General features: G+C 67.1%; 10 protein-coding genes. 1 reads left to right on the top strand and 9 read right to left on the bottom strand.

Annotation, left to right across the window (positions count from 1 at the left end; translation table 11 throughout):
- Nucleotides 1–230: 230 nt before the first annotated feature.
- The 9 genes from OG289_RS09770 to OG289_RS09730 form a co-directional block, all read right to left on the bottom strand.
- Entirely contained in the window at nt 231–1,469 is a 1,239-nt protein-coding gene (locus OG289_RS09770; protein WP_327313629.1) for a glycoside hydrolase family 5 protein, read from the bottom strand.
- 234 nt (nt 1,470–1,703) lie between these two features.
- The gene (locus tag OG289_RS09765; RefSeq protein ID WP_327313628.1) at nt 1,704–2,588 is read right to left on the bottom strand and encodes an alpha/beta hydrolase family protein; all 885 of its coding nucleotides are present in this window, start codon (nt 2,586–2,588) and stop codon (nt 1,704–1,706) included.
- A 526-nt stretch (nt 2,589–3,114) separates the two neighbouring features.
- Nucleotides 3,115–4,116: a PaaX family transcriptional regulator gene (locus OG289_RS09760; RefSeq protein WP_327313627.1), complete on the bottom strand. Its 1,002-nt coding sequence runs from the start codon at nt 4,114–4,116 to the stop codon at nt 3,115–3,117.
- A 346-nt stretch (nt 4,117–4,462) separates the two neighbouring features.
- Nucleotides 4,463–4,705 carry a hypothetical protein gene (locus OG289_RS09755; RefSeq protein WP_327313626.1) on the bottom strand — a complete coding sequence of 81 codons (243 nt, stop codon included), beginning with the start codon at nt 4,703–4,705 and terminating at the stop codon, nt 4,463–4,465.
- A gap of 118 nt (nt 4,706–4,823) precedes the next feature.
- The gene (locus OG289_RS09750; protein WP_327313625.1) at nt 4,824–5,786 is read right to left on the bottom strand and encodes a PmoA family protein; all 963 of its coding nucleotides are present in this window, start codon (nt 5,784–5,786) and stop codon (nt 4,824–4,826) included.
- Nucleotides 5,783–6,898: a Gfo/Idh/MocA family protein gene (locus OG289_RS09745; protein ID WP_327313624.1), complete on the bottom strand. Its 1,116-nt coding sequence runs from the start codon at nt 6,896–6,898 to the stop codon at nt 5,783–5,785. Before OG289_RS09745 ends, OG289_RS09750 begins: the two co-directional genes overlap by 4 nt.
- A gap of 86 nt (nt 6,899–6,984) precedes the next feature.
- On the bottom strand, nt 6,985–8,289 hold the full coding sequence (locus tag OG289_RS09740; RefSeq protein WP_327313623.1) for an ABC transporter substrate-binding protein: 1,305 nt from the start codon (nt 8,287–8,289) through the stop codon (nt 6,985–6,987).
- A 102-nt stretch (nt 8,290–8,391) separates the two neighbouring features.
- Nucleotides 8,392–9,288 (bottom strand): carbohydrate ABC transporter permease, encoded by an 897-nt coding sequence (locus OG289_RS09735; RefSeq protein ID WP_327313622.1) that lies wholly within the window; start codon nt 9,286–9,288, stop codon nt 8,392–8,394.
- Nucleotides 9,281–10,192, bottom strand: coding sequence for a carbohydrate ABC transporter permease (locus tag OG289_RS09730; protein ID WP_442819073.1), 912 nt, complete (start codon nt 10,190–10,192; stop codon nt 9,281–9,283). Before OG289_RS09730 ends, OG289_RS09735 begins: the two co-directional genes overlap by 8 nt.
- Nucleotides 10,193–10,432: 240 nt before the next feature.
- On the opposite strand from OG289_RS09730, the gene OG289_RS09725 reads away from it, so the two are divergent.
- Nucleotides 10,433–11,422: a LacI family DNA-binding transcriptional regulator gene (locus OG289_RS09725; protein WP_327313620.1), complete on the top strand. Its 990-nt coding sequence runs from the start codon at nt 10,433–10,435 to the stop codon at nt 11,420–11,422.
- Nucleotides 11,423–11,482 lie beyond the last annotated feature (60 nt).

The raw sequence follows: 11,482 nt of genomic DNA, 5'->3' as shown, positions 1-11,482 counted from the left end.
GAACGCCTTGAGTTCAGCGCGCCGGACAAGTCCGGCAGACACCTTGTCGCCGCTCGCTACGGGTGAAGACATCGCTGTCCTCTGGTTGTCACATGTGCTCCCCGATGCGGAGCAACGGAGCTTCTCCGGCTGGTGGGCGCGCAGTTGACGAGATCGCACACCGTGTGGCATCGCCACCCGGCCCCAACCGCGCGCCCGCGAAGTACGTACCCGCCGAGACTCGGGTCCTGCTACGTGCCGGACGGAAGGTCGGCGCCGGCAACACTGCCGCTAACGCCGGTCATGATGGCGTTGATGATGCCCTGCTGGGTGACCGTGAGGGAGCGCCGGTTGAACAGCCCGAACCCGTACCGATCGGTTGCACCGTTGTCCCAGTAGATGGAGGCCGCGCCGTACTTCTTGGCGGTGGCCGCGACGGCCCGTGCGAAGTCCGCGCGATACCTGTTGTTCGACGAATCGAAGGATGACTTGTCGATGGCGCCGTATTCGCCCACCACCACCGGATACCCCTTCGTGACGAATACGTCGCGCATCATCTTGAACTGCGCGTCCAGATAGTCCTCCTGTCCCCAGGTCGAGGTCCTCGACGGGTTGGTCGCTGCCCGGCCCCACTGCGTGATGGTGCCGCTTTCCTCTCCGGCGAAGTCCCACGGGCTGTAGTGATGAACGGAGATCATGATTCGCCGCTCACTTGCGGGAATGGAGGAGGAGCGGTACTGGTCGGACGGAAGGGCGAAGCCGTAATTCCCCGCGGTGTAATCGATGTTCGTGTTCCAGCCGGCCACGAGCAGCCACCTCGAACTGTTGTTGCCGCCCGTCTTCCGCACGGTGTCCACGAAGATCTGGTTGTAGCTGTTGATGTTCGAGTAGCACGGTTGGGTCGGGCGGCCGTACTGCCCGTCGAACTCCTCGTTCATGGACTCCAGGATCAGGCGCTGGTCGTAGTTCTTGAACCTGTTCGCGATCTGCTGCCAAGCCTTCTCGTACTTAACCTTGATCGTCGTCTGGGAGGGGGAATCGCAGATCAGCCAGGAGCCGTTGACGCTCTTGTACCCGTCGCCGTGCATGTTGATCAGCACATGCAGGCCTCTGTTGTAGGCGTAGTTGACGACTTCTTGGACTCTGTTCAGCCAGGCTGCGTTGATCGTGTAAGTCGGGCCGGCCCCTATGGCTCCCAGGTAGGAGACCGGAATCCGGATCGTCTTGAACCCCGCCGCCCTCACTTTGTCGATCAGGGCCTGCGTTACTGTCGGCTGGCCCCACGCTGTTTCGCTGGGGTATCCGTTGGTGGTGGCTTCGAGTTGGTTCCCCAGATTCCATCCCGCGCCCATGTCGGCCACGATCTGAGAAGCGCTTGACTGTGCCACGGTATCGGCCGATGCCTGATGCGCCGCGCCGTACACAGATGCGGCAACTGTCAACAGGACGGCAAGGAAAGTGACTCTGATCTTCCCTGCTAGTGAAACCATGTGCTTTCCTCTCTTGCGTCCTCGAGGGTGTCGAGCCCCGAAGTGGATCTATCTGTAGGAGTGGGAGCGGCCGCCCGCTGTTCGGGTGGTGGTGTCCACGTCGGCCTGGAAACGTGCACAGCCGATTGCGCGGCGGCTGACCTCGCGGGCGTCCTTGGGCGGCCACGCACCCTCCACGGCCCGGATGCGCGGCGATCGCGGCGGACGCGCGCACCCGAGCCGTGTGGTTGCTCCTCAGCTCAGGACGGATTCCCAGGTGGTGGTGGAGGAGGTGGCGTCGGCGCGAAGGCGGTCGCGGGCCCCGGTGTCGCCGTAGAGGCTCCACCGCATCCAGTCCACGGAGGTGTTGACGGTGCGGGAGCCGCCGAAGTAGTTGCTGTGCCCGGCGCCGCGGAAGGTCAGGAACGCCTTTCCGGCGGGCAGTTCCCGGTACGCCTGGCGGGCGGAGGAGATCGGGCACGTTCCGTCCCGGTCGCCGTGCGTGAACAGGACCTTGGCGCGGACCGACGTGCTCGGGTTGCCCATGTCCACACAGGACATGGGGATCGCGGCGGTGATCCGTGCGTCCGGCCAGGCCGTGAGAAGGCCGTGAGTGGTCATGCCGCCCATCGAGTGGCCGGAGACACCGACTCCGACCGCTGTGTTGATGTGGCCGGCCAGCGGGTCGCTCGCCGTGTTGAGGGCGAGGGTCCGGGTGATGACCTCGGAGACGTCCTTGGACTGGTTGCCGTTGTAGACGTCCTGGCCAGTGAGGTTGGCGAAGTGGGGGGCGGGGACGATGAAGCCGGCCTCGGCCAGGGGGCGGATGATCGCCAGGGAATTCCGCGGGCTGCTGCTCAAACCGTGCATGAACTCGCAGACCGGGAAGACGCCTTGGGCGACGGGGGCGTTGGTGACCGGGGAGCCACCGAGGGCGCCGGTGGCGGGGTAGTAGACGTAGGTGGTCCACCGGCGGCTACCGCGGCTCCAGGCGTACTGGCGCACGTCGACCGCGAACCGCTGGGTCGGGGCTCCCGCCCGCGCGGTGGCACCCGCCTGGCCCATGCCGAGCAGGGACATGCCTACGCCAGCGGCTCCGACCGCGCTCAGGGTCAGGAAGCTACGCCGTTGCATGGTCATGAAGACTCCTGGTGTGGGGGGTGTGCGGAGCGCCACTCGGTCAGGCGCCGGGAAGAGGCGTCGGTGATGCCGCGGCGGTGGGGCTGACCCAGGTGGTGGGGGGAGTGGTCGTGGGGGTGGTCAAGCGGCGAATCGCGCACAGTGGAGGACGTTCCGGTCCTGCCCGTGGTGGTCATCGGCGTGGTGTGGCCTTGCCTGCAGAGACGCGGCGAGCCGCTGAACACCGGCCGAACCGTGACTCATTGTGGGAGCGGCCTTCCGCGCCCACCTGCCCGCCTGTCTGATGGGGAGGCGTTGATTCTGCGGAAGCGGCGCAGGGGTGCCTCTCCTTCCACTCGTCGTGTGCCGCACCACTGGGAGCGTTCCCACCTGTCCTGCAACAGGTACATTCCCGATCGGGCGCTGATCTGTCAATCATTGGCACCCAACTCTGTTGTCTTCGACGCGGATTCGACAGATCACAGGCGCTGGAGGCACCGTGTGACGTCTTCGAAGCCCGCCCGATCACACTCGCGGCGGCCTGCCGTCAGCCGTGGCCGATACCCGCACTCATGCCGGCGATCGTATGGGCCCTGATGTCGGGGTGCGGCCCCTGCGCGAATCGGGTCACTACGGAGCGGACATGGTCCTGGGCCGGCTGGAGCAGTCCGTCGTACACCGCGACGCAGACTTCCCGCGCCCGCGACCGGGGCCAGTCGGGCGGCAGCAGCCCGATGGGGAGCAGCGGGTCCAGGATGGGGAAGTGCCGGTAGGCGTGCATGACCTCGGTCCGTGCGCGCACCGCGTCGGCACCGGTGACACGGTCGGTGCCGATGTGCGGAAGCAGGCCGCTCCAACGGTCGATGAAAGCCCGGTAGTGCTCGGCGATGCCGGGCAGATCCCACGCCTCGACCGGGTTGCGGTCGGCCTCCGTGTCCAGTTCCTCCTGCCGCGCGCGGAACACGGTCACCGCTCCCCGCGCCAGATCGGCCACCTCGATCCGCCCCTTCGGGGTCAGAGGGTGCGGTGACACCCAGAGCGCGTCGTACAGCGGCGCGAATCCGCGCCACCGCAGCGCGGTGCGCAGTGCGCGCCGCCGCGTGCTCTCCTGTTCCGGGACGGAGAAGGCGATCAGTGTCCACCGACCGTCCCATGAGTCGGGTTGGGTGGTGAAGGTGGCGATCGAACTGGCGCCGCTCCACAGATCGACGGCGGCCTGCGATGTCAGCCGGTAGGAGCTGTACCGTCCTTGCCTGCTGCTTTCCAGCACCCCTCGGCGCATCAGCCTGCTGATCGTCGTACGGGCGGCGCCCGCGGTCACGTTGAACTCTCCGAGCAGTGCCACGATCGCCGCCGACGGCAACCACGCCCGGACGGGGAACGTGTAGTCGGCGATCAATGTCACCGTGAGCCCCTGCGGCGATACGTCGCTTTGCCAGCCGGGCGACTGCACGGGGCCGGCGGCGCCGTCACCCTCGTCGGAGAAGATCTCCTCGAGGTGGGACAGGTTCGGCAAGGTCGGCTCCGGCGCGGTGGACAGGGTCGGCATCACTGTAACGGTTGTGGGATCGCCGGGTGCAGCTCCGCCGCGATTGCTCCACCAGGCGTGGTCTCCGCGCGCAGCCGAAGGCGCGACGGCAGCGCCCAGGTGTGTAACACCGGTGCACTTGGAGGGCGGCGGCAGCGAACAGTCGTCCCTGGCTCCCTACTTGCGGGGGACGGCGCGTTGGGCGATGTGGGCGTTCGTCATCGTCAATGTGGTGGTCGTCGAGGTGCTGCCGGGTCGCGCAAGAACGAGGCGCTGACCGTTGCGGTTCGTGACGACTCGTCACTACGACGAAGGGGAGGCGGCCTGGACAGAATCGACCCGGTGCAACGCCACCGAGGTTCTGGAACTACTTGGGGTCACGCGCGTACACGTGGATGCACTCCACGACGGCTGCAGCATCCAAAGGAGGGAGTCGGCGGCAGTCCGCGACCAATTCGGCAGCGATGGCCGCGAGCGTCCTGTGATGCTGGATCAAGGCTTGGGCCAGGATGTACAGGCGGCGCAGGCCGCGAGAGGCAACGGCCAGCTTCGGGTCGAGTTCGTGCAGGAACCAGCGCGGCTTGTTGCCGATTGCGGTGCGCTGGGCCACCGGTCGACCAACAGCTTGCGGCTACGGCGATCGCAGCAGCCGGGGTGGCGAGGAAGGCGTGCACTCCCTGGTGAGCGGGGAGTGCACGCCTGGGGCTTGCATAGCGAGCAGGGCCCGATCACTCCGTCGCGAAGCGCCCTGAAGAGGATTCTGCGGCATGTGCGGACGGCGTGTCCGACGGTGTGAGCACCCGGCGTACCGCGTCGGCGAGTGCGGGAGCCGCGTTCGCGTCGGCGTCGGCGATCCCGACACCGTAGCGGAACCGCACGGTCGCGCCGTCCACGATGGTCAGTTCCTCGCTGAAGAACGGTGCCGGGTTGAGGCAGGCGAACTCCTCGGTCCGGGCGAACCATTGCGGCGGGTGACTCGGGTTGGCCGCGTCGTCGACCATGAGCACGAGCGACTGCGCGTCCGTCTCGTCGTGGTGGCCCGCGAAGCCCATCCACTCCATGCGCCGCCCGCGGACCTCGTCGCCGCCCAGGCCTTCCTCGGTCACGAACTGTCCGCCGGTGAAGGACCGCGGGCCGCGCCAGAACAGGCCGCCGTAGCCGGCGTTCTCCCGTCCCTTGGTGGTCGGGGACCCCATGGCGACGTCCGTTCCGGAGACGTTCGTCATCTGCGTCTCGAACGTCAATGCCCAGGCCTGCGGGGAGATCAGGCTCGCTCGCAGTGTCCTGCGTTCGGTGAAGAAGAGCGCGCCGGACTGGGTGGTCCAGTCCAGGTCGTGGGCGAACGTCGCCGTTCCGTCGGCCCTGTCCAGGTCGACGACCCGGCGGTGGGCCTGCGTTCCGTTGTTCTGCAGCTGGACGTAGAAGCGTCCGTGGATGTACGTGGGACCGCCCCAGAAGTTCTCCTCGCCCACGTGGGGCAGGGACCACGCGATGCCCTTGTGCCACACGTGGTCGTGGGGACGGAACAGGCTGACCACCTTGCCGGCCCGGGTGCGCAGGGGATGGATGTAGGGCTTGGGTGATTCCAGCTGGACGGTGTCCGGCTGGTACACGTAGCGGAACAACTCGGTGTCGCCGTCGCGGACCGTGACCGAGGTACCGAGGTCGTGTCGGATCTCAAGGGCGTTCATACGAGGGCCTCCTTGACGCGTTCCCACGGCACGGCGCCGCCGTCCATGCTGAGCGCGAACGGGTCGTCGTCGGTCAGTTCGCCCGCGGCGACGCGGACACCGCGGAAGGCGGAGGCGTACGTCGCCGCCGCGAACTCCAGCGTGCGGCGTGCGTCTTGCAGACAGACGCCGGGTTCCTGTCCGGTTTCCCAGGCGTCGAACACGGCCTCGATCTGGAGCCTGTGGCCGCTCGTGATGTCCGGCTCGGCACCGTCGGTCCAGAGGTCCGAGAGACCCTCGTGGCCGGGGGCTGGGGTGAACCGCCAGTGTTCCTCGCGGTAGCCGTAGAGGTGTTCGAGTTCGACCGTGGCGTATTCGAAGTCGAAGCGCAGGCGCGAGGTCTCCCGGGGGGACAGCAGGGAGTTGACCACCGTGGCGAGGGCTCCGTTGTCGAACCGGACGGCGGCGACCGAGACGTCCTCGGTGTCGGTGGGCCGGGCCTGGCGTTCGGCGAGTGCAGCGATCTGGGACCAGGGTCCGAGGACCGACAGCAGGAGGTCGAACTGGTGGATGCCGTGTCCCATCGTGGGGCCGCCGCCCTCGACGTCCCAGCGTCCTCGCCATGGCACTTCGAAGTACGCGTCGGGCCGGTACCAGAGGGTCTCGCAGGTGGCGACCAGTGGCCGGCCCAGTGCGCCGGAGTGGGCCAGCCGGCGCAGGCGTACCGCCGCCGCGCCGTAGCGGTGCTGGAAGACGGTCAGGACCTTGGAGCCGGTCTGCTCCTGCACCGTGGCCAGTTGGTCCATCTCGCGCAGGCTCAGCGCCGTCGGCTTCTCCACCAGGGCGGTGACGCCGGCCTGCATCACCATGGATGCCAGCGGTACGTGGGTCTGCGGGGGCGTGCAGATGTGTACGAGATCGAGGCCTTCGCTCTCCAGCAGAGCCTGCGGGTCGTTGAAGACGTGCGACACGGAGAACCGGTCGGCGAACTCGGCGGCACGCGTGGGGTCGAGGTCGGCGACGGCGACCAGCCGGGCGCGTTCGGAGAGTTCGGTGAGGGCTTCGGCATGAGCGTGGGCGATACCGCCGGTGCCGATGATGGCCACGCGGTACGGCGGCCGGGGGCTGGGCATGGGTGTTTTCTCTCTCTTGGTTCCTGACCCACTTCTCGTGGGGCTCCCGGGGGCCGTGGGCAGCGGCGACGGCCCCCGGAAGGAGGTCACTTGGCCGCGTCGATCTCGCCCTGGAGCTCCTTGATGAAGGCCTTCGCGGCGGCTTCGGGTGAGGTCTTCTTGAAGTAGACCTCCTGGCTGTAGCGCTGCAGCTCCGGCTCGATGCCGCTTCCGCCGTTGGGGGTCACGACCGGCGACTCACCCGGGGTCACGGCGTTCATGTAGTCGGCTGCAGCCTTGTCGGTCCCGGCCAGGCCCGGCTGGAGGTGCTTCAGCATCTCCTTGTTGGCGGGGATTCCGCGCTCCGTCTTGAGGATGTCGGCGGCCTTGGGGTCGTTGAGCATGAAGTTGATGAACGCGGCCGCCTCGGCCGGGTGCGCGCTCTGGCTCGAGACAGCCCAGTACATGGAAGGCTTGAAGAAGTTCGCCTTGGTGTCGCCGACGCGAGGCATCTGCAGCAGCTGCACGTGGGCGCCCGCGGCCTGCTGGATGGCGGTGATCTGGGTGTTGTACGCCCCCGTCATGGCCGCCTTGCCGGTGGCGAAGCTGCCGGCGGTGACGCCCGCGGTCAGGTCTTCGACCATCGTCGACGTATTGGTGCTGGCTCCGGAGGAGAGCAGGTCCAGACCGTACTTCCACATGCCGGCGAGCGTCTCGGGCTTCAGTGAGACGTTGCCGTCCTTGTCGAAGAGGTTTTCACCGTGCTGACGAGCCCAGTACTTGACATCGCCGGCGTAGAAGCCGGGCGCGCCGGCCACACCGTGGATCTTGCCACCGCTCTTTTCCGTGAGCTCCTTCCCGATCTTGGCGTAGTCGTCCCACGTCCACGTCTTGTCGTCGGGAACCTGCACGCCGTACTTCTTGAACAGGTCGGTGTTCACGAGGACGGACATGACGCCGAGGCCGACGGGAAGCGCGTACTGCGTTCCGTCGATCTGTCCGGTGGCCAGTGCCTGGTCGTCGAACTGCGAGGTGCTGAGGAGCTTCTTGGCCTTGCCGAGGTCGTACAGCGCTCCGCGGTCGGCGTACGAGGCGAGATACAGCTCGTCCATCTGGACGACGTCGGGGGAGTCCTTGGCCGCAGTCGTCGTGGCGAGCGCGTCCCAGTAGCCGTTCCAGTCCTTGTACTGGCCCTTGACCGTGATGTTGGGGTACTTCTTCTCGAACGCCTTGATGACCTCGTCGGTGAGCTGGGCGCGGGCGTCCGCTCCCCACCAGGTGGCGCGGATGGTGACCGGCTTGTCGCCGAGCTCGGGAGCGGATCCGGTGCTGCTGCCGCTGCAAGCGGTCAGTACGAGCGAGAGTGAGGCGACCGCCCCGATCGCGACGCGTCTGAAGGGGCTGGGGTTCATGTGGTTCTCCTGTGGCTGGTAAGTGGGTCGGATCGGTGGCTGCGGTGCTCCCGAACGGCCATGACTCGGGCGCCCCCGCGTGTCCGGCAGTAGCCCCCGCGGTTACTTGCCGCCGGTGGTCGCGATGCCTCGCAGCAGGAAGCGCTGCCCTGCGAGGAAGACGAGGAAGACGGGGACGAGCGACACGACGCTCATGGCGAACACCGAGCCCCAGTCCGTCGCGCTCTGCTGGTCCACGAAGGTGCGCAGCGCGAGAGGTGTGGTGTACATGTCCGGGTCGGTCAGGTAAATGAGCTGGGTGTAGAAGTCGTTCCAGGTCCAGATGAAGGTGAAGATCGCGGTGGTCGCCAGGGCCGGGACCATCAGCGGCAGGATGACGTGGAAGAAGATCCGCGCGTGCCCGGCGCCGTCGATCCGAGCCGCCTCGTCGATCTCGCGCGGGATGCCACGGATGAACTGCACCATGAGGAAGATGAAGAAGGCGTCGGTCGCCAGGAACTTCGGCACGATCAGGGGCAGGAACGTGTTGACCCAGCCGAGCTCCGAGTACAGGACGTACTGGGGCACGATGATCACGTGGACCGGCAGCATGATCGTGACGAGCATGATGGCGAACCACACGCGCTTCGCCTTGAACTCGAGCCGGGCGAACGCGTACGCGGCCAGGGAGCAGGCGAGGAGATTCCCGAGGATCGCACCGGTGACGACGATCGCCGAGTTGATCATGTAGTGACTGAACGGTTGGGAGAAGGCGTTCCAGCCGTTGCTGTAGTTCTCGAAGCGCGGGTGCATCAGGGCGAGTCCCGCACTGCGGAAGATCTGACTGTTGGGACGCAGCGAGCTGACCACCATCCACAGGACGGGGTACAGCATCGTCAGGGCGCAGAGGGCCAACAGGCAGTGCTTGAGAGGGGCGCGCACGGCGCGCCTGACCCGGCGTATCGCGTGTGGGCGGGGGGCGGGCAGCGAGCGGGGTACGGCTGCGGTGCGGTCAGTCATCGTAGAACACCCAGTACTTTGAGGCCCAGAAGTTGACGGCGGTGAAGGCCGCGACGATGAGGAGCAGGACCCACGCGAGCGCGGACGCGTATCCCATGTCGAAGTGGCCGAACCCGCGCTGGTACAGGTACAGCGAGAAGAAGAGGGTGGAGTCGGCGGGCCCTCCGGTACCGCCGGAGACCACGAAGGCCTGGGTGAAGGTCTGGAAGGCGTGGATGATCTGCAGCACCAGGTTGAAGAAGATGATGGGTGTCAGCAGCGGAATGGTGATACTGCGGAACTGGCGCCAGCGCTTCGCGCCGTCGACGGAGGCCGCCTCGTAGAGGGAGGTCGGAATCTGCCGCAGCCCGGCGAGGAAGATCACCATGGGGGAGCCGAAGGTCCAGACGTTCAGGACGACGAGGGTCGACAGCGCCGTTCCCGGCTCCGAGATCCAGCCCTGCCCCTGGACACCGACGAGGGCCAGGGCCTCGTTGACAAGGCCGTTGGTCCCGAACATCGCGCGCCACAGCACGGCGATCGCCACGCTGCCGCCGATCAGTGACGGCAGATAGAAGACGGAGCGGTAGAAGGCAAGACCCCGTACTCCCTTGTCCAGCACCAGGGCGAGCCCGAGGGCCATCGCCAGCTGCAACGGCACGGAGACGAGGACGTAGCTGAACGTCACTTCGAGCGACTTGTGCAGACGCTCGTCGTCGACCATGCGAGTCCAGTTCTCGACTCCGTTGAACTGCGGCGGCTGCAACAGGTTGTACTTGGTGAAGCTGAGGTAGAGCGAGGCCAGCATCGGGCCGAGAGTGATCCCGAAGAGCCCGACGAACCATGGCAGTAGGAAGAAGAACGCCGCCTTGTTCTGCTGTCGCGCGCCCCGTTGGGACCCGCGCAGCCGGCGTAGTTCGTTGATGGAGCTCACGGCACTGCTCCCTTGAGCGGCGGCATCGGAAACACAGTGGTGCGGGCCCGTCCCGGACCACGCGTCAACCGAAAAGTGATCGTTCACTTTGTAGGTTGCGAGGACCATAGTGAACGATCACTTTTTGCGTCAAGAGTGTGTAGTCTCTGACTTCACCGAACGTTGGCGGAAGGGTGGGGGAAGCGGATGGACGGCGCTGACACGGCGCGACGACGGCCTACGATCACCGATGTGGCGCGGCTCGCCGGTGTGTCACCCCAGACGGTGTCGCGGTATCTGCGGTTCAACGGCGGGCTGAAGCCCGCGACCCTGGAGCGCGTGGAGAAGGCCATACGGGAACTGGACTACCGTCCCAACCTGGTGGCGCGGTCGATGCGCACGCGAAAGACCGGACGGCTGGCGATCCTCATGCCCGCCATGGCCTTCAACCCGTCCCGCATGCTGGCGGGTGCCAGCGCGACGGCGCAGGCCGCAGGGTTTTTCGTGGATGTCGTGAGCGCCGGGGGCGGCGTACGCGCGAGGAGCGACCGCCTGCTGGAGCTCGCTGATTCGGGACAGTACGAGGGCATCCTCTCCCTCGCCCCCGTGCTTCCCGCTGTGGAGAGCAAACTGCACCAGAGGACGGCCGTGGTGATCTCGGCCGACTTCGACGACGAGATGCGCGGCATCGGGCAACTGGCCGACGCCACGCCCCTGGTGCGGATGATCGAGCACTTGGCGGCGCTCGGCCACTCCCGGTTCCTCCATGTGGCGGGCGACGCACAGTTCGCCTCCGCGAGGGCGCGCAAGCAGAGCTATCTGGACACCGTCGAACGCCTCGGGGTCGAGTCCGTCGGGGTCTTCGACGGAGACTGGTCGGGAGAGTCCGGCATCGAGGCGATACGGTCGCTCCCGAGCCATGCGCGGCCGACCGCCGTGATCGCGGCCAACGACCTCGTCGCCGCCGGCGTCGTCCGGGGCGCCCGGGAGCGCGGCTGGGACGTGCCCGGCGACCTCAGCGTGACCGGTTGGGACAACGCCGGGGTCGGACAGTTCATGACCCCGTCCCTGACCACCGTCGACGTGGAGCTCGAACAACTAGGCAGTACGGCCATGGCCAAGCTGATCGCGGGTCTGAGGGACAGCGCGCCCGAGACGGCTGAGGGCTCCCTGTTCCGCATCATCTGGCGGGAGTCGACGGCCGAGCCGCCCGCGGCAGGGCGTCTCAGCCGCAGGCGGTGACCAGCGCCACGGCGGGGTGGGCGCGGAGCAGGCGGACCGTGTCCGTCCCCTGCGCCTGCA

This window comes from Streptomyces sp. NBC_01235 (assembly GCF_035989285.1).
Taxonomy (GTDB): Bacteria; Actinomycetota; Actinomycetes; order Streptomycetales; family Streptomycetaceae; genus Streptomyces.
The sequence above is the reverse complement of the archived record's forward strand: the minus strand, read 5'-3'. Positions and strand labels throughout refer to the sequence as shown.

Coding starts and splice junctions, on each gene's coding strand:
- OG289_RS09745 (WP_327313624.1), bottom strand. CDS start 6,898: ATGCCCAGCCCCCGGCCGCCGTACCGCGTGGCCATCATCGGCACCGGC.
- OG289_RS09770 (WP_327313629.1), bottom strand. CDS start 1,469: ATGGTTTCACTAGCAGGGAAGATCAGAGTCACTTTCCTTGCCGTCCTG.
- OG289_RS09740 (WP_327313623.1), bottom strand. CDS start 8,289: ATGAACCCCAGCCCCTTCAGACGCGTCGCGATCGGGGCGGTCGCCTCA.
- OG289_RS09760 (WP_327313627.1), bottom strand. CDS start 4,116: ATGCCGACCCTGTCCACCGCGCCGGAGCCGACCTTGCCGAACCTGTCC.
- OG289_RS09735 (WP_327313622.1), bottom strand. CDS start 9,288: ATGACTGACCGCACCGCAGCCGTACCCCGCTCGCTGCCCGCCCCCCGC.
- OG289_RS09765 (WP_327313628.1), bottom strand. CDS start 2,588: ATGACCATGCAACGGCGTAGCTTCCTGACCCTGAGCGCGGTCGGAGCC.
- OG289_RS09750 (WP_327313625.1), bottom strand. CDS start 5,786: ATGAACGCCCTTGAGATCCGACACGACCTCGGTACCTCGGTCACGGTC.